The 23,074-nt window shown below is 37.6% G+C and carries 27 protein-coding genes and 1 pseudogene; 21 read left to right on the top strand and 7 right to left on the bottom strand.

Annotation, left to right across the window (positions count from 1 at the left end; genetic code table 11):
• Positions 1–133 precede the first annotated feature (133 nt).
• The 4 genes from ABZ559_RS07735 (at position 134) to ABZ559_RS07720 (ending at position 3,434) form a co-directional block, all read left to right on the top strand.
• On the top strand, positions 134–1,336 hold the full coding sequence (locus ABZ559_RS07735) for an IS110 family transposase (RefSeq protein ID WP_367005822.1): 1,203 nt from the start codon (positions 134–136) through the stop codon (positions 1,334–1,336).
• Positions 1,337–1,586: 250 nt separating this feature from the next.
• On the top strand, positions 1,587–1,949 hold the full coding sequence (locus ABZ559_RS07730) for an excisionase (RefSeq protein ID WP_367005819.1): 363 nt from the start codon (positions 1,587–1,589) through the stop codon (positions 1,947–1,949).
• Between the two features lie 2 nt (positions 1,950–1,951).
• Positions 1,952–2,095: a hypothetical protein gene (locus tag ABZ559_RS07725; protein ID WP_367005817.1), complete on the top strand. Its 144-nt coding sequence runs from the start codon at positions 1,952–1,954 to the stop codon at positions 2,093–2,095.
• A gap of 223 nt (positions 2,096–2,318) precedes the next feature.
• Positions 2,319–3,434 (top strand): Mbeg1-like protein, encoded by a 1,116-nt coding sequence (locus tag ABZ559_RS07720; protein ID WP_367005815.1) that lies wholly within the window; start codon positions 2,319–2,321, stop codon positions 3,432–3,434.
• Between the two features lie 134 nt (positions 3,435–3,568).
• Here ABZ559_RS07720 and ABZ559_RS07715 read toward each other — a convergent pair whose 3' ends face one another.
• Genes ABZ559_RS07715 through ABZ559_RS07700 form a run of 4 tightly spaced genes read right to left on the bottom strand, consistent with a single transcriptional unit; the run spans position 3,569 to position 5,118 of the window.
• Positions 3,569–4,090 (bottom strand): DUF3278 domain-containing protein, encoded by a 522-nt coding sequence (locus tag ABZ559_RS07715; protein WP_367005813.1) that lies wholly within the window; start codon positions 4,088–4,090, stop codon positions 3,569–3,571.
• Positions 4,087–4,371: a hypothetical protein gene (locus ABZ559_RS07710; RefSeq protein WP_317335166.1), complete on the bottom strand. Its 285-nt coding sequence runs from the start codon at positions 4,369–4,371 to the stop codon at positions 4,087–4,089. The genes ABZ559_RS07715 and ABZ559_RS07710 overlap by 4 nt, the downstream gene beginning before the upstream one ends.
• Positions 4,355–4,897 (bottom strand): hypothetical protein, encoded by a 543-nt coding sequence (locus ABZ559_RS07705; RefSeq protein WP_273414519.1) that lies wholly within the window; start codon positions 4,895–4,897, stop codon positions 4,355–4,357. Before ABZ559_RS07705 ends, ABZ559_RS07710 begins: the two co-directional genes overlap by 17 nt.
• Positions 4,894–5,118, bottom strand: coding sequence for a helix-turn-helix transcriptional regulator (locus ABZ559_RS07700; RefSeq protein WP_273414520.1), 225 nt, complete (start codon positions 5,116–5,118; stop codon positions 4,894–4,896). The genes ABZ559_RS07705 and ABZ559_RS07700 overlap by 4 nt, the downstream gene beginning before the upstream one ends.
• 246 nt (positions 5,119–5,364) lie before the next feature.
• Between ABZ559_RS07700 and ABZ559_RS07695 the strand changes: the two genes are divergently transcribed.
• Genes ABZ559_RS07695 through ABZ559_RS07685 form a run of 3 tightly spaced genes read left to right on the top strand, consistent with a single transcriptional unit; the run spans position 5,365 to position 7,651 of the window.
• The gene (locus ABZ559_RS07695; RefSeq protein ID WP_018376723.1) at positions 5,365–6,291 is read left to right on the top strand and encodes a LysR family transcriptional regulator; all 927 of its coding nucleotides are present in this window, start codon (positions 5,365–5,367) and stop codon (positions 6,289–6,291) included.
• Positions 6,292–6,309: 18 nt separating this feature from the next.
• The gene (gene lspA / locus ABZ559_RS07690; RefSeq protein WP_026217229.1) at positions 6,310–6,774 is read left to right on the top strand and encodes a signal peptidase II; all 465 of its coding nucleotides are present in this window, start codon (positions 6,310–6,312) and stop codon (positions 6,772–6,774) included.
• Positions 6,758–7,651, top strand: a complete 894-nt coding sequence (locus ABZ559_RS07685; RefSeq protein ID WP_367005808.1) for an RluA family pseudouridine synthase — start codon at positions 6,758–6,760, stop codon at positions 7,649–7,651. Before lspA ends, ABZ559_RS07685 begins: the two co-directional genes overlap by 17 nt.
• Positions 7,652–7,789: 138 nt before the next feature.
• On the opposite strand, the gene ABZ559_RS07680 is transcribed toward ABZ559_RS07685, so the two are convergent.
• The gene (locus ABZ559_RS07680) at positions 7,790–8,074 is read right to left on the bottom strand and encodes a DUF3270 family protein (RefSeq protein WP_367005805.1); all 285 of its coding nucleotides are present in this window, start codon (positions 8,072–8,074) and stop codon (positions 7,790–7,792) included.
• 188 nt (positions 8,075–8,262) lie between these two features.
• Between ABZ559_RS07680 and ABZ559_RS07675 the strand changes: the two genes are divergently transcribed.
• Positions 8,263–9,189, top strand: a complete 927-nt coding sequence (locus ABZ559_RS07675; RefSeq protein ID WP_367005803.1) for a peptidase U32 family protein — start codon at positions 8,263–8,265, stop codon at positions 9,187–9,189.
• 167 nt (positions 9,190–9,356) lie between these two features.
• Complete coding sequence (locus tag ABZ559_RS07670) at positions 9,357–10,643, top strand: U32 family peptidase (RefSeq protein ID WP_018376699.1); 1,287 nt, start codon at positions 9,357–9,359, stop codon at positions 10,641–10,643.
• Between the two features lie 23 nt (positions 10,644–10,666).
• On the opposite strand, the gene ABZ559_RS07665 is transcribed toward ABZ559_RS07670, so the two are convergent.
• Positions 10,667–11,002 carry a hypothetical protein gene (locus ABZ559_RS07665; RefSeq protein ID WP_367005800.1) on the bottom strand — a complete coding sequence of 112 codons (336 nt, stop codon included), beginning with the start codon at positions 11,000–11,002 and terminating at the stop codon, positions 10,667–10,669.
• Between the two features lie 123 nt (positions 11,003–11,125).
• Between ABZ559_RS07665 and ABZ559_RS07660 the strand changes: the two genes are divergently transcribed.
• The 5 genes from ABZ559_RS07660 (at position 11,126) to ABZ559_RS07640 (ending at position 15,549) form a co-directional block, all read left to right on the top strand.
• Positions 11,126–11,338, top strand: coding sequence for a YdbC family protein (locus ABZ559_RS07660; RefSeq protein ID WP_018376701.1), 213 nt, complete (start codon positions 11,126–11,128; stop codon positions 11,336–11,338).
• 227 nt (positions 11,339–11,565) lie between these two features.
• On the top strand, positions 11,566–12,906 hold the full coding sequence (locus ABZ559_RS07655; protein ID WP_367005798.1) for a DUF2130 domain-containing protein: 1,341 nt from the start codon (positions 11,566–11,568) through the stop codon (positions 12,904–12,906).
• Between the two features lie 4 nt (positions 12,907–12,910).
• On the top strand, positions 12,911–13,345 hold the full coding sequence (locus tag ABZ559_RS07650; protein WP_367005796.1) for a GNAT family N-acetyltransferase: 435 nt from the start codon (positions 12,911–12,913) through the stop codon (positions 13,343–13,345).
• 70 nt (positions 13,346–13,415) lie between these two features.
• Positions 13,416–14,291, top strand: a complete 876-nt coding sequence (locus ABZ559_RS07645) for a helix-turn-helix domain-containing protein (RefSeq protein ID WP_367007645.1) — start codon at positions 13,416–13,418, stop codon at positions 14,289–14,291.
• 76 nt (positions 14,292–14,367) lie between these two features.
• Entirely contained in the window at positions 14,368–15,549 is a 1,182-nt protein-coding gene (locus ABZ559_RS07640) for an MFS transporter (RefSeq protein WP_367005795.1), read from the top strand.
• Between the two features lie 76 nt (positions 15,550–15,625).
• Here the strand turns inward: ABZ559_RS07640 and ABZ559_RS07635 are convergent.
• Positions 15,626–16,440 (bottom strand): annotated as a pseudogene (locus ABZ559_RS07635) (IS5 family transposase).
• Positions 16,441–16,547: 107 nt separating this feature from the next.
• Between ABZ559_RS07635 and ABZ559_RS07630 the strand changes: the two are divergent.
• From ABZ559_RS07630 to ABZ559_RS07600, 7 genes are all read left to right on the top strand, one after another.
• Positions 16,548–17,969 carry a glycoside hydrolase family 1 protein gene (locus ABZ559_RS07630; protein ID WP_018376364.1) on the top strand — a complete coding sequence of 474 codons (1,422 nt, stop codon included), beginning with the start codon at positions 16,548–16,550 and terminating at the stop codon, positions 17,967–17,969.
• Between the two features lie 78 nt (positions 17,970–18,047).
• Entirely contained in the window at positions 18,048–18,929 is an 882-nt protein-coding gene (truB, locus tag ABZ559_RS07625; protein ID WP_367005793.1) for a tRNA pseudouridine(55) synthase TruB, read from the top strand.
• 11 nt (positions 18,930–18,940) lie between these two features.
• Positions 18,941–19,861, top strand: coding sequence for a bifunctional riboflavin kinase/FAD synthetase (locus tag ABZ559_RS07620; protein ID WP_367005791.1), 921 nt, complete (start codon positions 18,941–18,943; stop codon positions 19,859–19,861).
• A 133-nt stretch (positions 19,862–19,994) separates the two neighbouring features.
• A complete protein-coding gene (locus ABZ559_RS07615) occupies positions 19,995–20,399 on the top strand; it encodes a Spx/MgsR family RNA polymerase-binding regulatory protein (RefSeq protein ID WP_273404478.1) in 405 nt (134 codons plus the stop codon).
• 2 nt (positions 20,400–20,401) lie between these two features.
• Positions 20,402–20,677 carry a UPF0223 family protein gene (locus tag ABZ559_RS07610; RefSeq protein ID WP_367005789.1) on the top strand — a complete coding sequence of 92 codons (276 nt, stop codon included), beginning with the start codon at positions 20,402–20,404 and terminating at the stop codon, positions 20,675–20,677.
• Positions 20,667–21,425 (top strand): inositol monophosphatase family protein, encoded by a 759-nt coding sequence (locus ABZ559_RS07605; RefSeq protein WP_273404484.1) that lies wholly within the window; start codon positions 20,667–20,669, stop codon positions 21,423–21,425. Before ABZ559_RS07610 ends, ABZ559_RS07605 begins: the two co-directional genes overlap by 11 nt.
• Before the next feature lie 204 nt (positions 21,426–21,629).
• The gene (locus ABZ559_RS07600; protein WP_367005786.1) at positions 21,630–22,940 is read left to right on the top strand and encodes an RsmF rRNA methyltransferase first C-terminal domain-containing protein; all 1,311 of its coding nucleotides are present in this window, start codon (positions 21,630–21,632) and stop codon (positions 22,938–22,940) included.
• Positions 22,941–23,074 lie beyond the last annotated feature (134 nt).

The following is a 23,074-nucleotide window of genomic DNA, read 5'->3' as shown; positions in this document are numbered from 1 at the left end:
GGACGTCGTAACAAAAACTGGTAAGACACCTGTTTTAGGAAGAATGTTATCAAAGTATGTGGGACGCTAGACGTCGAGTATTGAAAATGACATCTCTAAAACAAGGAATCATTCAAGACAAAGAGGTAGTATCATGCGTGCAGTTTTCGGGATTGATGTGAGTAAGGTAAGTTCAGAAGTGGCCATTCTAGTCAACGGCGAGAAGGTTCATGGCTATACCATGCCCAATGATGCCATTGGCTTTGCTCGGCTACTTGGCGATTTGAAAACCGTCCACAAGCCAGAAATCATCTTTGAAGCAACAGGTGTCTATTCTCGTCGTCTTCAAGCTTTTCTGGATGAACATGGCTACGCTTATACACGACTTAATCCCTTAGAAGCTAAGAAGCAACTGGATAGCTTGCGTGTACGGAAAACCGATCAAATTGACGCTGAAAAACTGGCTCAATCTCAATTTGTGCTGAATCGTAAACCGACCTATGTCCAAGAAGAAGTCTATCAAGATCTGCGAGATTCAAGTCGGTTCTATCAGAACTTAACTGAGGACATCGTTCGAGCTAAAAACCGTCTGCACAAGGTCTTACAGGTCACTTTTCCTGAATTGGAAACTATCTTGTCAACACCAACTGGGGAACAATACTGGAACTTAGTTACTGCGTTTCCTTGCAAGGACTTCGTGCTTGAGTTAAGCAAGGATGAACTCTCAAAGAGCATCCGTCTGTCCACTTCAAAACGGATTTCTGACGAGCGTGTGGCCTACTTAGCAGAGAAGCTGACAGCACTAGCTAATCAATCTTATTGTGCCGTCAAGAAAACCTCTCCAATCATGGAAGAGGTCCGTTACTATGCAAAAGAATTGCTTAGACTTTCTGAACAGAGACAAGCAATCTTAGACGAAATGGTGGAACTAGCTCAACCTTTACCAGAGTATGACATTCTGCTTTCTATTCCTGGTATCGCTGAGACGACTGCAACAAGTATTATTGGTGAACTGGGAGATATTCGCCGTTTTCAGTCTGCCAATCAAATCAATGCCTTTATCGGTATTGACCTGAGACACTATGAATCTGGAAACTTCATCGCTAAGGAACACATTACCAAGCGTGGCAACCCCTACGCTAGAAAGATTCTGTTCAAATGCATTCACAATATCGCTTCAGCTAGTCACACCAATCCTTGCCATATTGCAGACTTTTATGAGAAACGAAAAAGGCAATCGCAAACGACTTCAACCAAGCCACACACGATTGCCTCCATACACCGTCTCATTCGGACAATGTATTACCTCATTACGCATAATAAGCTTTACGATTATACTTCTACCCAAAATCGGTAAAACTGTTTATGCCATATTATTGTAACACCTTATTTCAAAAATCACAAAATAAGGTGTTGGTTTTGTATACACTTTTTATGTAAATCTTTAGTGTAAAGTAAGGTCACTTCCCTATTTTGATGACTGTATGAAAATTATTTTTTCTCTAAAACCTTGATAGGCTTGACAAATGGTAGAAAAAAGCCTGACGGCAATCAGGCTCTTACTAAAATAACTAACAAAATTATATCACAGAAAGGAATGAATTGCTATGCCAAAAACAGAAATTATCTACAAGGGTGTTGGTGCAAATGACAAAGCCACCCACGGTGATTATGCACACCTCTGTCAACGCTGGGAGGGGCTGACAGAAACAACTGCAAAAGCGTGGGTAGCGGAAATGAGAAATCATCCAGATTTCAAAATATTCGTCAATAACCCAACACACAAAATCGTCTTCATTGATTACAAGGGCTTTGCACTTTTTGTGAAGTGGAAGAGTCGTAATCGATACAAAGTTAAGAAGGAGACGCTGCTTGAAATGATTGAAGCTATCAAGATTGAGGAAGCAATCCGTAAAGCAGCAGCAAGTATCACCATTGATGAACTGGAACTAGATAAGATTGGAGCATAAAAATGAAAAAACTATTTAACTGGATTTGGGCAAAACCAAAAAAGCAAGAGGTACAGCAAACTTGGACGATTGAACGTGATGGCTGGGAAGCTAGCGAACGTCGTTACAATGATATGATAGCACGATTAGATAGGGAGGTTGGATAGTATGCAGTATATCTTTTAAAACGCTAAAAGGAAGTTACACAAATGTTAGTAATGAATTTATTGATGAACCTAAACTTTTTAATAAAGAAAAAGGTTAGGTTGATAGAAGTTTTCTTGACGAATAGGTAAATTGTTTGTAAAATGAAAACGATACTAAATGAGGTGACAGATGGCTACGATAATTGACTTTTTAAACCGAAATAAGGATGTTCCTTTTTCAAAAATGCCTTTAACCGATGCGGATATACTTTGTCTTAATGAGATTGGATATATAACTTTTGGAGAAGTACTAGCTGGTGATTTTGATTTATCTAAAGAGCTGGCGCTTCATGATGTGTTGTTACGTTATGAGGAGCAAGGTCAGGAAATTCCTTATGATTTTCTTCTGACAAAAGATCGGGTTGATTTGATCAAACTCATGATTTCTTCAAAGCGTTTTGAGGGATTATGTTTATCCAATTATGTCAATGAAATTGATGAAGCACTTGAAAAGCAATTTGCGGCTATGGTTTTCAGGCTACCTGAAATTAATCACACCCAGATAGTTTTTCGTGGGACTGATGATAGTATGGTGGGCTGGAAAGAAGATTTTAAGTTAACATACATGAGAGAAATTCCTGCACATCGCTCCGCCATCGCCTATCTCAAAAACTATCTTAGCACTCACGAGGGGCAGGTTGTGGTTTCTGGTCATTCGAAAGGAGGAAATCTTGCGGTTTATGCGACAAGTCACCTTCCTTTAGAATTTCAAGAAAAGATTACATGTGTTTACATGCTAGATGCTCCAGGGCTACAAACTTCCGTTTTAAAATCGCAAAGTTATCAAGCGATTCGCAGCCGGATTAAGGGGATTCGGCCTGAAGAATCTATTGTTGGTGTGATGCTTGAAATTGATGTTCCTCAAGAGATAGTTGCTAGTAATTCTTTCGGTGTTTTTCAACATGCAGCTACGAATTGGCAGGTCGATGAACTTACTGGTAACTATGTTCTTGCTGAAAAACCAACGGAGCTTAGCTTGAATTTGCAACAAACTTTCAAACAATGGACAGATGAATTGAGTAGTCAAGAATTGAAACTGCTTTTTGATACACTGTTTGATACCTTAATTGGAAGTGGCATCACTAGCTTAAATGATGTCAGTGGACTTAACTTGAACTCAGCAAGCAAATTTTTAAACGCCATAGGGAATTTTCGCTCAGTGGATGATAGGAAAAAGAATTTAATGAGTAAGTCAATACGCCTCCTCTTTGATACGTTTACAGGGCATTTTAAGTTTAAAAGATTAGAAACACCCAAAATTTCTCTCACAGATTTAAAAAGTAGACTCGACAAAAAATAGGCTTGAATAGCCTATTTTTTAACATTTAATGTTTACTGTCAAAGAAAAATACTTCTAACATTCAATAAAAATCATCAACTTAAGTCAATAATATCTAAGTCTGATTTTTGAGGACTGTAAATCAGATAGCTTTCTCACTCAATCTTAGTAATGTTTCCCTTGGCAATAGCCAGAAATGTGTAACTCATCAAAACGCCGGCTCCAAACCATATTAAAAAGTGATATGGGTGAAAAAGTATTCTCCAAAAGTTCCCGCCGTTTTGGAGATAGTCCAAGAAAGAAGAAATAAGGTGCATAAGAGGACCATAGATGATTGCTTGGACTCTGGCACGTTTTGTCATTTTTTGGATAAGTTTTTCATAGTCATCGTCACCACATTCAAGAAGGTGAAAACCATCAGTTTGACTCAGAACATAAAGCGGAATGACAAAAATAAAGACAAAGAAGTTCGTTCCTAAAAGTGCCCAGGCCACGAATTGAGGATAACTTAATATAAAACAAAATGCTATAAAAGTTTGAATGAAAACGTACCACCAGACAAGGAGAAATAGCCGATTCCCCAAACGATTGACATGTTGTTCACGATATTCATCAAGTTCACCAGAAATACCATAAAAATGTTTGATTAGAATCGTCCAGAAAGATTTTTTCTTCACGATTTACGCCTTCCTTCTTTGTTATCAAAATGATGGTGTTTAACCCATAAGTCTAAGTATAAGCTAACTAAACCATAAATTAATGCAACTAGGATATCTAAACCAATTATCAAATATGCAGAAGTGACGGTTAGCAGCTTTGTGTATTGAGCTAGAATGTAGCCAAGTAGAAGAACAAGAAAAAATAGTGGAATTACCCATTTGCTAACTCTATTTAAGTGATATTGCCAATATGCTGCACGTTTTATAGAAAGACTATAAAATTTATCCTTTAAAGTCATCTTCTTTCTCCTCTTTTGAAAATTTTTGATATCTTCCCTTGTATTGTAGCCAGCTGATAAGAGATAGATACAAACCAAGTGAGAAGCTGGAGAAAAAGCTAAAAGGTTTTAATTGAAAATCTTTAATACCAAGTAAGAGACTGACTTGATTTTGGAATAGGACTAAGATTGTTAGGACGATACTCAGACTGATGAAATAAAAAAGAACAAAACGTTTGACTTTTCGATTATCTTTCCGTTTAAAATCCTCTTTGGTAAAATAACTGTGCAGGTTAGCTTTTTCAAAAATTTGGGAAGAAGAAATCACAACAATGAGATAAGTAAAGTATAAATAAATAACAGCTGGTATATAAATAAGAGAAATGTCGAAAGTATTCTGAATTGAAGCCATGAGTGTTCCTATGAATAGAAGTACTAGCCAGAATGCAATTCCTATCTTTAAATTTCGATAAAAGCGATTGAGGCAGGAGGATTGTTCAGTAGAAAAGTCGTCAATTGCATAAAGCCATTTAAAACATTTTGTCATGATATGTCATCTTCCTTATTTTTGTTTTCTTTTCGCGAGTTCCAAAAGAGGCTGTTGAGATCAGTTTCTAAAGTTTCTGCTAACTTGATGCAGAGATCAAGAGAGGGATTATATTTGTCGTTTTCAATGAGATTTACAGTTTGCCTAGCCACGCCAATCTTTTTAGAAAGGGCGAGTTGTGATAAGCCCAGAGCTATACGAAATTCCCTGACATGATTCATGTTAACTCTCCTTTCAAAATATTATTTATAGATAATTAGCATTGACAAGGAAATAGATTTTTTAAAATATCTTATACTATTAGTATAGTACATTAGATATGAAATATCAATTATAAATGACACTGAAATTTTATCATCTTTTTAATTTGGCATCTAAGTGATTGTTGAAAAAGTTAATCTTATTAGCGTCATTAGTTGATTTTTGGTATAATATAGCTAATTGAGTTTTCTAGAAAAGGGTAAATAATGAATATTCAACAATTGCGTTATGTGGTGGCTATTGCAAATAGTGGAACTTTTCGAGAAGCAGCGTCCAAGTTGTTTGTTAGCCAACCGAGTTTATCAGTAGCCGTGCGAGAGTTAGAGAAAGAACTTGGTTTTTTGATTTTTACACGAACAACGACTGGAACTGTCTTGACTTCTCAGGGAATGGCCTTTTATGAAAAGGCTTTGGAGGTGGTTAAGGGGTTTGATTCTTTTGAACGACAGTTCTCCCAGTACCAAGCTGAAAATAAGGAATTTTCAGTAGCTAGTCAACATTATGATTTTTTACCTCCGCTTATTACAGCATTTTCAAAAGTTTATCCAGAGGAGAAAAATTTTCGGATTTTTGAATCAACAACGATTCGTATTTTAGATGAGGTGGCTCAAGGGGATAGTGAACTGGGAATTATTTATCTCAACAATCAAAACCGTAAAGGTCTCCTACAGCGGATGGAGAAGTTAGATTTAGAATACGTCGAACTTATTCCGTTTCAAACTCATATCTACCTTGGACAGCAGCATCCTTTGGCAAAAAAAGAGAGTTTAGTAATGTCTGATCTTTTAGGATACCCAACGGTTCGTTTTACACAGGAAAAGGACGAGTATCTGTACTATTCTGAAAATCTTGTAGATACCACAGAAAGCCCTCGAATTTTCAATGTTACTGACAGGGCGACTTTAAATGGTATTTTAGAGAGAACAGATGCCTATGCAACGGGGTCAGGATTTCTAGATAGTCGAAGTGTTAATGGTATTACAGTTATTCCATTAGCAGATGATTTGGATAATAAGATGGTTTATATCAAACGTCATGATAAAAACTTGACAGCTAGTGCACTTAAATTTATAACGGTCATGACAAATTATTTTGCTAAATATAACCCACAAAATGTTCAAGAGTCGGATTAGAAAGTGATTGAAAACGAAATGAGAAAAATTTATTTCCCGCTTGCTGGTCTCCTACTTGTTGTACTTGATCAGTTTAGCAAGTATTGGATTGTTAAGAATATTTCACTTGGCGAAGTCCGTCCATTTTTACCAGGGATTTTCAGTCTTACTTATCTTCAGAATAATGGTGCGGCTTTTTCAATGCTCCAAGATCAGCAGTGGCTGTTTGCCATCATCACTTTTATCGTGGTTGGTTTTGCAGTTTATTACTTTGTCAAGCATATCAAGGGGAGTTTCTGGCTTCTCTTTGGTCTCTTGCTTATCATATCTGGTGGCTTAGGAAATTTTATTGACCGCTTACGGCTGGGTTATGTTGTGGATATGGTGCATCTGGATTTTATGGATTTTGCAATCTTTAATCTAGCAGATGCCTATCTATCAGTTGGAGTAGTGATACTTTTCATTGCTTTATGGAAAGAGGAGGAAAATGGAGTTAATCATTAAGGACAGTGGGAATCGTCTTGACAAAGCCCTAGCTGATTTGACAACCTTGTCAAGGTCTCAGGCAAATGAAGAGATAAAAAAAGGCACCGTTTTGGTCAATGGCAAAGCTGCTAAAGCCAAATATGCTGTTAAAGTTGGAGATGTTATTACTTACGAAATTCCAGAAGATGAGACTCTGGATTATGAGGCAGAAGATATTCCACTTGATATTATCTATGAAGACGAAGATGTAGCAGTTATCAATAAACCACAAGGTATGGTTGTCCATCCATCTGCAGGACATACCTCAGGTACTTTGGTTAATGCTTTAATGTATCATATCAAAGATTTATCCACAATCAACGGAGTTGTGCGTCCAGGAATTGTTCACCGAATTGATAAAGATACTTCTGGACTTTTGATGATTGCCAAAAATGATATTTCCCACAAGGCTCTGGCAGAAGAACTCAAGGATAAAAAGTCTTTGAGGAAATATCTTGCCATCGTTCATGGGAATTTGCCAAATGATCGGGGAATGATTGAAGCTCCTATAGGTCGTAGTGAAAAAGATCGTAAAAAACAGGCAGTAACAGCCAAGGGCAAGGAAGCAGTGACACGTTTTCAAGTGTTGGAGCGCTTTGGAAATTATACATTGGTCGAACTTACCCTAGAAACGGGTCGAACCCATCAAATTCGTGTACATATGGCCTATATCGGACATCCTGTTGCAGGAGACCCTCTATACGGACCTCGAAAAACACTCAAGGGCCAAGGGCAGTTTCTTCATGCTCGGACTCTTGGGTTTACCCATCCAAGGACGGGGGAGGTTATGACATTCACGGCAGAAGCGCCAGCCATTTTTCAAGAAAGACTTGAAGAACTTCGTCAACATAATTAATCAATTCAACAAGAAAAGAACAAGCTTGAGGAACGAAAATAGAAACAGCATCTAAAAGAGTTTGGTAAAAAGAGAGGCTAGGTATATGATTCCAGCCTCTCTTTGATTTATTAAAAAAGTCTAGTTTTAAGACCAGACCTAGTGTTTTAATGATGAAATAACAGATGACACAACTGAGGTGACCACAAGACTCAACAAAATGGCTAAAGTGAAAGCCCATAGTGATGAGAGGTTGATGGTAAGTAGTAAGAAAGCAAATATTACCGTCAGAATGGCAAAACAAGCGATTCGAGTAAAAAAGAGTAGTTCGCGTAGTTTAATACTATCATTGTCAGCCTCTTGGAATTCATGGAATTTAGGACTAACTGTCTCTGAATGCTTTTCATTATCAAACTGCTGTGGTTGTTTTAATGGTGCTGACATAGTCCTCTCCTTTTAGAATTCTCCATCATCATATCATAAAAGCATCAATTTGTCACCTATTTTTAAAAATTCTTTCTTTTTGAGGACAAATCAATAAACCAAATCAATAAACCCATGACATAAAAATTTAACAATCTCGTTCAAAAATCTCCTCGTCCTATCAAAAAATTTGTTATAATAATTAAGTTATGGAAAAAATTATTATTACGGCGACAGTTGAGTCGATTGAGCAGGTCAAAGAGCTCTTAGCGGCGGGAGTTGATCGTATTTATGTTGGTGAAGAAAACTATGGTTTGCGTCTTCCTCATAATTTCACTTTTGATGAGTTGCGGGAAATAGCAGAGTTGGTTCATGGCGCAGGTAAGGAATTGACAGTTGCCTGCAACGCTCTTATGCACCAAGACATGATGGATAATATTAAACCATTCCTTGATTTAATGAAGGAGATCAAGGTCGATTATCTTGTTGTTGGTGATGCAGGTGTCTTTTATGTGAACAAACGTGATGGCTACAATTTCAAACTCATTTATGACACTTCTGTCTTTGTGACATCAAGCCGTCAGGTGAATTTTTGGGGCGAACACGGAGCTGTTGAAACAGTGCTAGCGCGTGAAATTCCATCAGAAGAGCTATTCAAACTCTCTGAAAATCTGGATTTTCCAGCGGAAATTTTGGTTTACGGTGCTTCAGTTATTCACCACTCAAAACGCCCGTTGCTACAGAATTACTATAATTTCACGCATATTGATGATGAAAAGACACGTGAGCGGGGCCTCTTCTTAGCTGAGCCAAATGACCCAGAAAGTCATTACTCAATTTACGAAGATAAACATGGCACCCATATTTTTATCAATAATGATATTGATATGATGACCAAACTGATAGAGTTGACTGAGCACAACTTTACTCACTGGAAATTGGATGGCATTTACTGTCCAGGTCAACATTTTGTGGAAATAGCTAAGCTGTTTATCAAGGCACGTGACTTGCTTGAAGCAGGTGAGTTTTCACAAGATCAAGCCTTTGTCTTTGATGAAGAACTACGTAAGTTCCATCCAGCAGGTCGCGGTCTTGACACAGGTTTCTATGAATTTGATCCTAAAACGGTTAAGTAACCCCTAATTGATTAGTAATGAGAGAGTTTCTAATTTCAGGGCATTGCTAATCTTCGTCAGAACTTTATAATCTCAGGGAATGATTGAGTGTGTTAAATGTTTATTTTACTGCTGAATCATATCTTCCGAGCTTTTCTTACAATCTTGAAAATTGGAGAATAAATAATATGTCTAAAACGTTGAAACGTCCAGAGGTTTTGTCACCTGCTGGAACACTTGAAAAATTAAAAGTCGCTATTGATTATGGTGCGGATGCAGTTTTCGTTGGAGGTCAGGCTTATGGACTTCGTAGTCGTGCAGGGAATTTCTCAATGGAAGAAATGAAAGAGGGAATTGACTATGCCCATGCTGCAGGTGCTAAGGTCTATGTTGCCGCCAACATGGTTACTCACGAAGGTAATGAACTAGGTGCAGGTACTTGGTTCCGTGAATTGCGTGACATGGGACTTGATGCTGTTATTGTATCTGATCCTGCTCTCATCGTCATTTGCGCAACAGAAGCACCAGGTCTTGAAATCCATTTATCAACCCAGGCTTCATCAACTAATTATGAAACATTTGAATTTTGGAAAGAGCTAGGCTTAACACGTGTTGTTTTGGCGCGTGAGGTATCAATGGCAGAACTTGCTGAAATTCGTAAACATACCGATGTTGAAATTGAAGCTTTTGTTCATGGGGCAATGTGTATCTCTTATTCAGGACGTTGTGTGTTGTCAAATCATATGAGTCATCGTGATGCTAACCGTGGTGGATGTTCACAATCCTGTCGTTGGAAATACAACCTTTACGACATGCCATTTGGCACAGAACGTCGTAGCCTTCACGGTGAAATTCCAGAAGAATACTCAATGTCAGCTGTCGATATGTGCATGATTGAAAATATTCCTGACATGATTGAAAATGGTGTTGATAGCCTTAAAATAGAAGGGCGCATGAAGTCAATCCACTACGTCTCAACAGTAACTAACTGTTATAAAGCTGCTGTTGATGCTTACATGGAAAGCCCAGAGAAATTCTATGCCATCAAGGACGACTTGATTGATGAACTTTGGAAGGTTGCTCAACGTGAATTGGCAACAGGCTTCTATTACTCTACCCCAACAGAAAACGAGCAACTCTTCGGCGCTCGTCGTAAAATTCCACAATACAAATTTGTTGGCGAAGTTGTCGCCTTCAATGAAAAAAATATGACTGCAACCATTCGCCAACGTAATGTTATCATGGAAGGTGATGCAGTCGAATTCTACGGACCAGGATTCCGTCATTTTGAGTGTCATATTCAAGACCTTCACGATGCAGATGGAAATAAAATTGATCGTGCACCAAATCCAATGGAATTATTAACTATAACTGTTCCACAGGAGGTTAAAGCTGGTGATATGATTCGAGCCTGCAAAGAAGGGCTTGTCAATCTTTATCAAAATGATGGTTCAAGCCGTACTGTCCGTGCTTAATGAGATAAAAAGAACAAGTCGCTTTAAAACGAACTTGTTCTTTTTTGAGTAGATAGCTGTGATGTACGGATAGTAGGGGGGACTAGGCTAAGTTTATCAATATCATCGAGAAGAATGATAGTTGAAATATTCTTTTTAAAATTTTTGAGAATAATTTTACCTTGCTCTTTATCATATCTTACCAAATCACCAGTGAAGCTAGTGTTGTTGTAGATAGCATGCAGTGCTAGATTTTTACTCTGTGCTTCTTGAATAGTTGTAATGATTTTATTGGCTTTGAGATTGATGGAATTTGACTTTTTAGAAATATCTAGATAATCTTGCCAATAGTTTTTCGTTTTTCGTAGAAAATTTATCATGGTTTTTTTCCTAAAAAATTGATACAATGATTATACATTATTTTAGAGAAAAATAAAATATTTTGCTAAATAAGTTATTTTTTTTATTTTTTGCGAATAAGTAAGATAGGAGGAATAAATATTATGTCAGAATTTACATTTCATATTGAAGAACACTTACTCACTTTGTCTGAAAATGAAAAGGGTTGGACTAAAGAGCTGAATCGTGTCAGCTTTAATGGCGCTGAGCCTAAGTGGGACATTCGTTCTTGGAGTCCAGATCACACTAAAATGGGGAAAGGGATTACTCTTACAAATGAAGAGTTCAAGACAATCTTAAACGCTTTCCGTAAATAAAAGCAAAGTATTTATCGGTATTATTTCTGTAATCCAGAATTGGAATATAATACCCTATTCAAAGCACCTCTTTTCATAAAAATGAGGTGCTTTTTGTTATAATAGAACTATTAATACTCTTCGAAAATCAAACTCAGACGTTGTTTCCTTGGTTTGATGGAGACAGTTCTATCTGCATCAACTAGTCTAATTTTGATTTTCATTGGGTATAAGGTTGAGGTGAACTAATGAACGAAATTAAATGTCCCCACTGTGGAACGGTATTTACTATAAATGAAACAGAGTATAGTCAGCTTTTGGCTCAGGTTCGAGGCAATGAATTTGAAAAAGAAATTCATGAACGTTTGGAAAGAGAGAAGGCTTTGTTGACAGAGAAGTCCAAAAATGACTTACAACTTCAAGCTAGTCAAAAAGATCAAGAAATTAGAGATTTAAGCCAACAATTAGAGCAGTTGAAACAAGTACAGAATTTTGACAAGCAAAAGGCCTTGGCTGAGAAGGACAGTCAGATTGCTACCTTAAAGGCTGAATTAGAAAAATTATCTGATCAGAATGCTTTGAAACTACAAGAAGCATTGTCTGATAAGGATAAGGAAGTTCAGTATTTACAAGCTAAACTTGACAAACAGGCTTTAAGTCATGAAAATGAATTACAAAAAACTTTATCCAGTCTTGAGAAAGAACGTGATGCGGTTAAAACTCAGTTAGCTTTACAAGAGAAAGAAACTGAGTTACAGCTATCTTCAGTACGTAATGACTATGAAGCACAGCTTAAGGCCGCTAATGAACAAGTGGCTTTCTACAAGGATTTCAAGGCACAGCAATCAACTAAGGCTATTGGTGAGAGCCTTGAAGTCTATGCTGAGACAGAATTTAACAAGGTACGTTCCTATGCCTTTCCAAATGCCTATTTTGGTAAAGATAACGAGGTCTCTAAAGCTTCAAAATCCAAAGGTGACTTCATTTTCCGAGAGAAAGATGAAAATGGTATTGAAATACTATCTATCATGTTTGAAATGAAGAACGAAGCGGATATGACAAAAACGAAACATAAAAACAGTGATTTTTACAAGGAACTTGATAAGGATCGCCGCGAGAAAAAATGCGAATATGCCGTCTTGGTATCAATGCTAGAAGCTGACAATGACTATTTTAATACTGGTATTGTTGATGTTAGCCATGAATACGAAAAAATGTATGTTGTGCGCCCTCAGTTTTTCATCCAATTAATTGGTCTTCTGCGAAATGCTGCGCTAAATTCGCTGAAGTACAAGCAGGAATTGGCTTTGGTTCGTGAACAGAATATTGACATCACGCATTTTGAGGAAGATTTGGAAACTTTCAAGTCAGCTTTCGCAAGAAATTACGAACTGGCTAGTCGAAAATTCAAAACAGCTATTGATGAGATTGATAAAACTATTAGCCATCTTCAAAAAACAAAAGATGCCTTGCTATCTTCAGAAAATAATCTACGTCTAGCTAATAATAAGGTTGAAGACGTGACGATAAAAAAATTAACTCGAAAAAATCCGACTATGAAGGCAAAATTTGATGCTTTGAAGGAGTGAAGATATGTTAAAAATACGAGATTATCGAAGTTGTGATGTTGAGGCCTTAGTCCCTCTATTTAAGGAGTTGGGTTATCCGTCGGATAAAAAGACTTTGGAAAGACGCTTAGCAAATTTGCTGAAGAATAATTATTTGCTGAAGGTTGCCAGTCTTGACGAAACGGTTGTCGGTTTTGTTGGCTTTTCAAAATTGTATTTCTTCGAGCGAGATGGCTTTTATTATCGTATTCTTGCTTTGGTGGTTAGTGAAAGTTATCGAAATCGAGGGATTGCCTCGTGCTTGATGGATAGTGTCAAGGAACAAGCTAGCTTAGAGGGAGCATCTGCCTTGGCATTGAATAGTGGCATGACTGTTGAACGGCAGAAGGCGCATGTATTTTATCAAAATTATGGTTTTAAAAGAGCAAGCTACGGTTTTGTTTTGGAGTTGAACAAATAATAGCAAAAGTAATTATTTATAAGGCTAAGATGATTATTTTGTCTTATGTGTAGATAAGTTAATGAAAGAGATGATTTTGGAAAAACAACTGTATTATGGACAAATGTTTAAAGAATTGCGAACAAATCGACAATTTACCCTTAAACAAGTAGCTAACGACACGGTATCAGTTGCCCAACTGTCTAAGTTTGAGCGTGGAGAGTCAGACCTCTCTTTAACTAAATTCTTGTCAGCTTTGAAGTCTATCAACGTTAGCGTGACGGAGTTTATGAATAGAGTCAATGACTACCAGCGCTTTGAACAGGCTGATTTGATGTCTCGTATGGCTAGATACTATTATGATTCCGACATTCAAGGTTTAGAAAACTTAATCGAAAATCAGAATATTAAAGCTAAACAAGATTTGTCGAATCCTCGTCCAAGGTTGAACGCTATCATGTTTAAAGGCTTGATTTGTCAGTTGGATGATAGTTATAAAATGAAGCAGTCTGACTTAGACTATGTTTCAGACTACCTGTTTCAAGTTGAGCATTGGGGAATGGATGAGTTGATTCTCAGCGGCAATCTTATGGAGTTTTATCCTACTGATTTGATTTGCAGAAGAGTGCGTGAGATTTTATCAAGGGAAGAGTTTTATGCTGAGATTTCTCAATATCGTCAGTTAGTTGAGGCGACATTACTAAATACAATCATTATTTGCTCAGAGCGAGGTGACTTAGATAGAATTCCAGAATTTGACCAAGCTCTACAAACTATTTTTTCTAAGAAAAAGCATGGTGTCAATAATCGGATAGACTACCTTTACGCTAAAGGTTTTTATCACTATGTTTTGGGAGATAATAGCGGAATTACTGATATGAAGAAAGCAATTACTACATTTAAAATGTTAGAATGTCATGATAGTGCCTCCTATTACCAAAAACATTTTGACAGACACATTCATTAAAATTCTCAAATGTGAGAATTTTTTTATTACCTCGAATTTCTTCTGTATAATTGAAAAAAACGGAAGGATAATAGTTATGAATGCTAATGGGAAGAAATTATTAGTTAGTCGAGCGGTTAATAAGTTAGGGGATATCATGTATGATTATGGCAATAGCGTTTGGATTGCTTCCATGGGAACCGTCGGTCAGACCTTTTTGGGTATTTATAAGATGGCAGAGCTCATAGTACAAATTTTTGTTGGACCATTTGCGGGAGCCTTGGCTGATAGGTTTGATAGAAGGAAGATTTTACTGCTGACAGATTTGTTGAGTGCGACAATGTGTTTAGTTGTTGCTTTATTAGGAGAAAAAACAGCTATGGTTTATGGCTTAATTGTAGTTAATGTTGTGTTAGCTTTCACAGGTGTTTTCTCGCAATCAGCATATAAAGCTTTTATTCGTGATATTGTCAATAAAGAGGAAGTGGTGGCTTACAATTCTAATTTGACAACAGTAGTACAGGTTATCAAGGTTTCATCCCCCATTTTGGGATTTGTAATTTTGCAACACCTAGGTCTTCAACTGACCTTATTGCTAGATAGTCTGACTTTCTTCGTTTCTTTTTTCTTAGTTGGTCGAATTAGGATAGAAGCTCGGTCATTATCCAAGTCTCCTACTAAGCCAAGTGTTATTTTGAAGGATATCTGGGAGGGAATGTGCTATATCTACGAACACAAAGACATTTTCTTTCTTTTGATAATGGCTAGTGCTGTTAATTTTTTTATTGTGATGTATGATTACTTATTGCCTTTTATGGATGATATGCTTGTTTCTAAGGGAGCTTATGCTACTTTTTTATCAGTAGCAGCAGTATCAGTTCTTATTGGTTCAGCTTTATCACGCTTTGTTAAAAATAATTTGACTACTATGCTTTGGGTGTTGATGTTGAGTAATACTGGTATCATTTTGGTGGCCTTACCAGCCATATTTGGACTTCCTGTCTGGTTGAGTTATGGTGGTCAGGTTATTGTTAAGATTTTTGAGGCAATTTTTAATATTCATTTCTTTAGTCAGGTGCAAATTCGAACAGATAAGGCTTATATGGGGCGTGTTTTTTCAAGTATTTACACTTTGGCTCTTTGTTTGACTCCACTTGGGACACTTATCGTAACATTACTGCCAAATGCTGTTCAACTTAGTACTTTTATATGGATTGGACTAGCGAGTGTATTGGTGGCTGTTGTTGGGCTTTTTTACGCTAAGTACTTTCTATCCTGAAATGACTCTTCAAACCATCACTTTTATATCATAGCATAGTATCAGATTATCTTAGTTTATTAGACTTGTTCGGTAACTACATCATCTCATGGTTGATGATGCCACAAATCAACTCAGCTCTTAATTCAAACCGTTTTCTACGATTACGATAGGTCTGTGCCATGATTTGAAAGGTTTTAAATTTGGCATTAAAGTGCTCAACTTCAATACGCATTTTAGCTATCTCTCGATTCAACCGTCTATCCTCTTCGGTTAAGAGGTGATGTTTAGAACGCTTAGCAGGAATAAAGGTATTTTCGTGAAATTTCAAGATGCCTAAATACCCTAAATCTACGAAAACAAGAGTATTTTGGGGCAAACTATAGCCAATACTCTCCTTAAAAAGGGTAAAATCATGCGTATGGCCATCTGAAAAAGCCAATTGACAAGCACGATGGCTAGTCAAATCAAGCATGATTTGAGTTTTTATGGTATGTCTTTTCTTTTTACCAGAATAATTCTTGCTTTGGTTTTTTTAGGGCGTTGAATAGGACTTTCAGTGACATCAATGGCAACAGTGGCGCTAGGTGCTTCCAAGTGGTCTAAATCAAAGAGACCTGAAGAACGAAGGGTGTCCTCTACCCATGTAATGGTCTCATTGACAGTTGCCACACCTACACCAAAATCAAATGCCAACAAGCGTTGAGTGGGGTAATAGCGTAAGTAGCGCAAGGTCATGATGAGCTGCTCTTCCATACTTAGACGGCGTGGGCGTCCTCCTTTCCGGTGTTGCTCTTGATAAGCGTCAGTGAGACAATCAAGCATCAGTTGAAACGTCGCTTTTTTAACACCTATCAACAATTTGAAATTCTCTGAGTTTAATTTTAAGGCTTTTTCGTATGTTGTTTCCATAGCTTTAGTATACCACCTTTGAGTTACCGAACAAGTCTATTATAAGATTTTTAAATTTGAAAAGGGTATAATGTAAGTGCTTTAATCAATAGGAGGAGTGACAGTATATGCATCACAAAACACTTAAACCATTTCCAGATAACTTTTTCTGGGGTGCTTCAACATCAGCTTATCAGGTAGAGGGAGCTGCTTTGGAAGATGGCAAAGGACCATCTTGTCAGGATGTTAAGGTTGTTCCTGAGGGGACTTCGGATTTATCGGTATCTGTGGATCATTATCATCGTTACAAAGAAGATATTGCTCTCATGGCGGAAATGGGCTTCAAGTCATATCGCTTTTCAATCTCTTGGTCTCGCCTTTTACCGCAAGGCGTTGGTGAGGTCAATCCCAAAGGTATTGCTTTTTATAACAACCTCATTGATGAATGCTTGAAATATGGCATTGAGCCGATTGTGACCATGTTCCACTTTGATATGCCCGCTGCTCTTGATGAGCGCGGTTCTTGGGGCAACCCAGAGTCGGTCAATTGGTTTCTTGAATTTGCCCGACTCATGTACGAAAACTTTGGTGACCGTGTAAAATATTGGTTAACCATCAATGAACAAAATGTTTTAACCTTAGCTGGTCCAATCATTGGAACCCTACATTTGCCAGACAATTGTACCAATGTCAAAAAAGAAATCTATCAGCAAAACCATCATCAGTTGGTTGCGCAAGCTAAGGCTATGGTACTTTGCCACGAGCTACTTCCTGAAGCTAAAATTGGCCCCGCCCCAAATATTGCTCTTATTTATCCAAATACTAACAAACCAGAAGATATTTTAGCATCGCAAAATGCCAATGCCATTCGTAACTGGCTCTATTTGGATATGGCTGTCAAGGGACGCTACAATCATTTGGTATGGGAATATCTGGGACATTTTGATGCCCAACCAGAATTTGCTCCTGGGGATGCTCAAGCCTTAGCTCAGGCCAAACCTGATTTCATTGCTTTTAATTACTACAATACCTCAACAGTAGAATATTGCCCTGCAGAATTTGAATTGGGCGATGAAAAATCCGACCAACAGAAAATGTTAACAGAGCCGGGTTATTATCGTGCAGTATCAAATCCTAATCTTCCTAAAACAGAATTTGGCTGGGAAATTGATCCAATTGGTTTCCGAGCAACATTGCGCACGCTTTATGACCGTTACCATTTGCCACTTTTGGTCACTGAAAACGGCCTTGGAGCTTACGACAGTTTGACTGAGGATGGTAGGGTACATGACACATACCGTATCAACTATCTTCGTGCTCATATTGAGCAAATTCAATTAGCTATTTCAGATGGTGTAGAAATGTTGGGATATAATCCTTGGTCGGCTATTGACCTCATTTCAACTCACGAAGGTATTAAAAAGCGTTACGGTTTCATCTATGTTGATCGTGATGAATTTGATTTGAAAACTCTCAAACGCTACCGCAAAGATTCTTTCTTCTGGTACAAGAAGGTCATCGCAAGTAATGGTCAAGATTTGACCGACTAACCTCTAGAAGGTTATAAAGGCAACTTTTCAATGAGAATTAGTTGCCTTTTTGGTGTGAAAACAGGTATAATAGACCTTATGATTAATGGAATTATTAACCTCAAAAAAGAAGCCGGTATGACCTCACATGATGCGGTTTTCAAACTTCGAAAGATTTTAGGTGAAAAGAAAATCGGTCATGGGGGGACATTGGATCCTGATGTTGTTGGGGTTCTACCGATTGCTGTCGGTAAGGCAACGCGCGTTATTGAGTATATGACAGAAGCTGGGAAGCTCTATTGTGGTCAGGTAACATTGGGGTATGCTACCACAACAGAGGACGCTAGTGGGCAAATCGTTGCTAGTAAAGCAGTGACACCAGATTTATCAGCACAAGCTATTGATCAAGCCATGCAGATGTTCGTGGGGCAAATCACTCAGATACCGCCAATGTACTCGGCAGTAAAAGTCAACGGTCGTAAGCTTTACGAATATGCACGGGCCGGTCAGAAAGTGGATCGTCCATCCCGTCAGGTAACTATATACGATTTTAAACGAATAAGTGATTTAACTATTGAAGATGGTTGTTGCCGCTTTGATTTTGAAGTAGCTTGTAGCAAAGGAACCTATGTGCGTACCTTAGCTGTAGATTTAGGGGAAAAGTTGGGGTATCCTGCCCATATGTCAGCTTTGGAGCGAAAAGCCTCAGCTGGTTTGGAACTTAGGAATGCTCTGACTTTGGCAGAAATTGAAGCTATGGTGGCAGAAGATGATTTTTCTTTTCTTTTGCCCATTGAATATGGTGTATCTGACTTACCACGTCAGGAGTTGACAGAAGCGGAAACGAGAGTGATTTCCTTTGGTCGACCAATTGCTTTAGCAACGGTTGAACCATTAGTAGCGGCTTTTTATCAAGACAAACTGGTGGCTATTCTTGAGCTACGTGAGGAACTCTATAAACCTCGAAAAGTATTGATTTAGAACGGAAGATTATGGATATTCAGCTGATAAAAGATTATAAGGATATTAAGACAACTCAGGATTGCGTACTAGTTTTGGGGTATTTTGATGCTCTCCATCGTGGTCATAAAGCCCTTTTTGATAAGGCACGAGAAATAGCAGAGCAGGAAAAATTACAGATTGCAGTACTTACATTCAATGAGTCTCCACAGCTGGCCTTTGTTCGCTTTTCTCCAGATCTTTTACTACACTTGACTTCGCCAGAAAAGCGTTACGCCAAATTTGCAGAGTATGGTGTTGATAAACTTTATCTAACTGACTTTACGACGCGTTTTTCAAGAATATCATCTGACGATTTTATTAAAAACTACATTGAAAATTTAAGAGCCAAGGCGGTAGTGGTAGGGTTTGACTACAAATTTGGTCATAATCGTACTGATAGTGATTACCTAGTTCGAAATTTTTCAGGTCAAGTTATCACAGTTCCCGAAGTTCAAGAAAATGGTGAAAAAATCAGCTCAACACGTATTCGAAACTTGATCGCTAAAGGAGATATTGCTGAGGCTAATAAACTTTTAGGCTATGATTTTTCCACTCGTGGTATGGTTGTTCATGGAGATGCTCGAGGTCGTACAATTGGTTTTCCAACTGCCAATCTTGCTCCTATTGACCGCACTTTTTTACCGGCTGACGGAGTCTATGTCTCGGATGTCCTGCTTAACGGTCAACGTTATCGAGCAATGACCAGCGTTGGAAAGAACGTGACCTTTGGAGGAACGGAATTGCGTTTAGAGGCACACCTTTTTGATTTTGACGGTGATATTTATGGCGAGTCAATCGAAATTATTTGGCTAGATAAAATACGTAATATGGTTAAATTTTCAGGAATAGATGAACTTGTCACTCAATTAGATGCAGATAAGAGAATTGCTCAAACCTATCCTTCAAACTGAAAAAGTTGTAATCATTTGATTGCAACTTTTTTCAATTTTTTCAAGTATATTTACAATTGGACTAGAAAAACATAGCCAAGAAGAGTAAAATTTTGTATAATAAAGGGAGTAAAGATTTGACAGAGGCAAATGTATGATCACCTTATTTTTATCACCTAGTTGTACAAGTTGTCGAAAGGCACGCGCTTGGCTAACAAAGCACGAAGTACCCTTTCAAGAGCATAATATAATTACCAGTCCTCTAAGTCGTGAAGAATTAATGAGTATACTTTCTTTTACGGAAAACGGAACTGAGGACATTATTTCCACGCGTTCAAAGGTTTTTCAAAAATTGGATATTGATGTCGATGAGATGTCTATTTCAGAGCTCATTCAATTGATTGCTGATAATCCTAGTCTTTTGCGTCGCCCAATTTTATTAGACAAGAAAAGAATGCAAATTGGTTTTAACGAAGATGAAATTCGTGCTTTTTTATCACGTGATTACAGGAGACACGAGTTACGCCAGGCAACCATTCGCGCAGAAATTGAGGGATAGGAATGAAAAGTTACAGTTACCCACTTGATCCATCTTGGAGCACTGATGAAATTACCGCAGTGCTTTCTTTTTTGAATCAGGTTGAAAAAGCTTATGAAAGCAAGGTAGATGCTAAAAGTCTTCTTGAAAGCTATGACATTTTCAAAAACATTGTCAAGAGTAAGGCACAGGAAAAGCAAATTGATCGTGAATTTGGGCAAAGTAGTGGTTATTCAACCTATCGTGCAGTTCAGTTAGCTAAAGAAAAAGGGAAAGGAATGATTTCTCTTGGAAACTAAATTCAAATTTGCGCAAGATTTGATCCATGAAGCAGGAAGTTTTATTAGGGATGAGATGGCTAAAACGCTCAAAATTGAGGAAAAAACTCAATTTGATGATCTGGTAACTAATCTAGACAAGGCAACTCAAGATTTGATGATTGCTAAGATTATAAAAAATTATCCTAATGATTTTATTTTTGCTGAGGAAGATGGTGTTCGTCATTCGGTTGAACATGGGAATGTTTGGGTTCTGGATCCGATTGATGGGACCGTGAATTTTATAGTTCAAGGTGAGCATTTTGCTGTGATGATTGCCTATTTTGAGGATGGAATTGGTAAATTTGGTCTGATTTATGATGTCATGAGAGATTTACTTTATTGTGGTGGTGGGAGTTTCCCTGTCTGCGTCAATGGCAAACCAATTCCTAGATATCAGGATACTCCTCTAAATCGAACCCTTCTGGGGACTAATGCAGGGATGTTTGCAGATAATTACCATGGGATTCGTGATTTGGCAAAACAAACCTTAGGAGTTCGAGTCTATGGTGGAGCGGGAATCAGTATGACACAGGTAATGCTTGGTCATCTTCTAGGTTATTTTTCTTGTATCCAGCCTTGGGATTATGCTGCGGCATTGATTATGGGAGAAAATCTAGGCTACACCCTCCTAACCATTGATGGTGAAAAACCAGATTTTTCAACGAGACAATCTATTATGTTTGTGCCAAAAGCTAAATTGCCTGAAATCAAGACTTATATCAAATAACTTATGTGAGCATCCTAAGGAATTTTGTTAACATGCTTTGAAATACCTTGAGATTACCCGTAAAAGTGAGTATATAGTTTTAGTACGATGTAGCGAAAGATAGCAAAGTGAGTTAGTGTGGAAATGACTGAAAAAACCTATTTTGTCAAAGCAATATAGGTTTTTTTCATATCCAAAATTCGTAAGATGTAGTATAATGGAAGTATGTTGTTACCAGAAGAATTTGTAAAAAAATATGAGAAAATACTTGGTAAACAGGCAGTTGATTTTTTTGAAAGTTTTAACCATGAGGCGATTTCGGGATATCGTTTAAATCCCTTAAAAGCAACCCTAAAGACCTATCCAGATTCTATCCCTAATACATTATGGGGACATTATGGCAAGGTTTCTGGAAAATCGGCAGAGCATGTATCAGGCCTCGTTTATTCTCAAGAACCAGCTGCTCAGATGGTTGCACAAGTCGCTAGTCCAGAGAAGGGAATGCGTGTTCTTGATTTAGCTGCTGCTCCTGGCGGTAAAACAACGCACTTACTCAGTTATTTGGACAATACTGGTGTACTTGTCAGCAATGAAATCTCTACCAAGCGCAGTAAAATTCTCGTTGAAAATGTTGAACGTTTTGGTGCTAGAAATCTTGTTGTCACCAATGAAAGTTCACAAAACTTAAGTAATTTTTTTAAACGATACTTTGACATGATAATTTTTGATGGTCCGTGTTCAGGAGAGGGGATGTTTCGAAAAGATCCATCAGCGATTCAATATTGGCATAAAGATTATCCTACCCAGTGTGCTACTTTACAAAAAGAAATATTAGCGGAAGCAATGAAAATGCTAGCACCTGGAGGAACCTTGGTTTATTCAACATGTACCTGGTCTCCAGAAGAAAATGAAGACGTGGTTAGGTGGTTATTATCAGAGTACGATTATTTAGAACTCGTAGATATTCCTAAAATCAATGGTATGGTTGAGGGGATTAATATGCCACAAGTTGCTAGAATGTATCCGCACCTTTTCAAAGGGGAGGGACAATTTGTTGCTAAACTTAGAGATGTACGCAAGCGAGATATAGTAAAGGTTAAGCCCGGGAAATCAAACCTAACCAGAGAACAGTTTAAACTCTGGCTTGATTTTGAAGAAGCACACTTGAAATTAAAATTATCAGGACTTTTTCAAACTTTCGGTAATCAACTTTATCTTCTTCCAGATGATTTACCAGACCTCGCTAAAGTAAAAATTGCACGAAATGGTTTGCATTTGGGTACTTTTAAGAAAAATCGATTTGAGCCCTCATTTGCTTTGGGATTGGCTATTAAGCCTAATGACATAGAACAGTTCGTTGAAATTGATATAGAACAGTTCGAGAAATATGTCTCTGGAAATATTGTTCAATTAAGCGAAGGTTTTCAAAATGGTTGGTATCAAGTTGTCATTGAAGGGAATGGTATTGGGTTTGCCAAGGTAGTAAACAGCACCCTTAAAAATTATTTTCCTAAAGGACTACGTTTTCAATCTTAACTGTTATTGAATACATTTTTATAATGATATGAAAAAAAGGACTTTTCAAATTCCCGTTTGATATGTTACTATTTGAATGTTGAAATGATAAAATCTTTTCATGATGTTATTAATTTAAAAAATGAATAGGAAAT

Source organism: Streptococcus sp. ZY19097, from assembly GCF_040731245.1.
Lineage (GTDB): Bacteria > Bacillota > Bacilli > Lactobacillales > Streptococcaceae > Streptococcus > Streptococcus orisratti.
This window is presented reverse-complemented; position numbering and strand designations above follow the sequence as displayed.

Bases quoted from the DNA above. Each gene is read 5' to 3' on its own strand.
- ABZ559_RS07735 (WP_367005822.1), top strand. From the start codon at position 134: ATGCGTGCAGTTTTCGGGATTGATGTGAGTAAGGTAAGTTCAGAAGTG.
- ABZ559_RS07730 (WP_367005819.1), top strand. From the start codon at position 1,587: ATGCCAAAAACAGAAATTATCTACAAGGGTGTTGGTGCAAATGACAAA.
- ABZ559_RS07725 (WP_367005817.1), top strand. From the start codon at position 1,952: ATGAAAAAACTATTTAACTGGATTTGGGCAAAACCAAAAAAGCAAGAG.
- ABZ559_RS07720 (WP_367005815.1), top strand. From the start codon at position 2,319: ATGCCTTTAACCGATGCGGATATACTTTGTCTTAATGAGATTGGATAT.
- ABZ559_RS07710 (WP_317335166.1), bottom strand. From the start codon at position 4,371: ATGACTTTAAAGGATAAATTTTATAGTCTTTCTATAAAACGTGCAGCA.
- ABZ559_RS07705 (WP_273414519.1), bottom strand. From the start codon at position 4,897: ATGACAAAATGTTTTAAATGGCTTTATGCAATTGACGACTTTTCTACT.
- ABZ559_RS07700 (WP_273414520.1), bottom strand. From the start codon at position 5,118: ATGAATCATGTCAGGGAATTTCGTATAGCTCTGGGCTTATCACAACTC.
- ABZ559_RS07695 (WP_018376723.1), top strand. From the start codon at position 5,365: ATGAATATTCAACAATTGCGTTATGTGGTGGCTATTGCAAATAGTGGA.
- lspA (WP_026217229.1), top strand. From the start codon at position 6,310: ATGAGAAAAATTTATTTCCCGCTTGCTGGTCTCCTACTTGTTGTACTT.
- ABZ559_RS07685 (WP_367005808.1), top strand. From the start codon at position 6,758: ATGGAGTTAATCATTAAGGACAGTGGGAATCGTCTTGACAAAGCCCTA.
- ABZ559_RS07680 (WP_367005805.1), bottom strand. From the start codon at position 8,074: ATGTCAGCACCATTAAAACAACCACAGCAGTTTGATAATGAAAAGCAT.
- ABZ559_RS07675 (WP_367005803.1), top strand. From the start codon at position 8,263: ATGGAAAAAATTATTATTACGGCGACAGTTGAGTCGATTGAGCAGGTC.
- ABZ559_RS07670 (WP_018376699.1), top strand. From the start codon at position 9,357: ATGTCTAAAACGTTGAAACGTCCAGAGGTTTTGTCACCTGCTGGAACA.
- ABZ559_RS07665 (WP_367005800.1), bottom strand. From the start codon at position 11,002: ATGATAAATTTTCTACGAAAAACGAAAAACTATTGGCAAGATTATCTA.
- ABZ559_RS07660 (WP_018376701.1), top strand. From the start codon at position 11,126: ATGTCAGAATTTACATTTCATATTGAAGAACACTTACTCACTTTGTCT.
- ABZ559_RS07655 (WP_367005798.1), top strand. From the start codon at position 11,566: ATGAACGAAATTAAATGTCCCCACTGTGGAACGGTATTTACTATAAAT.
- ABZ559_RS07650 (WP_367005796.1), top strand. From the start codon at position 12,911: ATGTTAAAAATACGAGATTATCGAAGTTGTGATGTTGAGGCCTTAGTC.
- ABZ559_RS07645 (WP_367007645.1), top strand. From the start codon at position 13,416: ATGATTTTGGAAAAACAACTGTATTATGGACAAATGTTTAAAGAATTG.
- ABZ559_RS07640 (WP_367005795.1), top strand. From the start codon at position 14,368: ATGAATGCTAATGGGAAGAAATTATTAGTTAGTCGAGCGGTTAATAAG.
- ABZ559_RS07630 (WP_018376364.1), top strand. From the start codon at position 16,548: ATGCATCACAAAACACTTAAACCATTTCCAGATAACTTTTTCTGGGGT.
- truB (WP_367005793.1), top strand. From the start codon at position 18,048: ATGATTAATGGAATTATTAACCTCAAAAAAGAAGCCGGTATGACCTCA.
- ABZ559_RS07620 (WP_367005791.1), top strand. From the start codon at position 18,941: ATGGATATTCAGCTGATAAAAGATTATAAGGATATTAAGACAACTCAG.
- ABZ559_RS07615 (WP_273404478.1), top strand. From the start codon at position 19,995: ATGATCACCTTATTTTTATCACCTAGTTGTACAAGTTGTCGAAAGGCA.
- ABZ559_RS07610 (WP_367005789.1), top strand. From the start codon at position 20,402: ATGAAAAGTTACAGTTACCCACTTGATCCATCTTGGAGCACTGATGAA.
- ABZ559_RS07600 (WP_367005786.1), top strand. From the start codon at position 21,630: ATGTTGTTACCAGAAGAATTTGTAAAAAAATATGAGAAAATACTTGGT.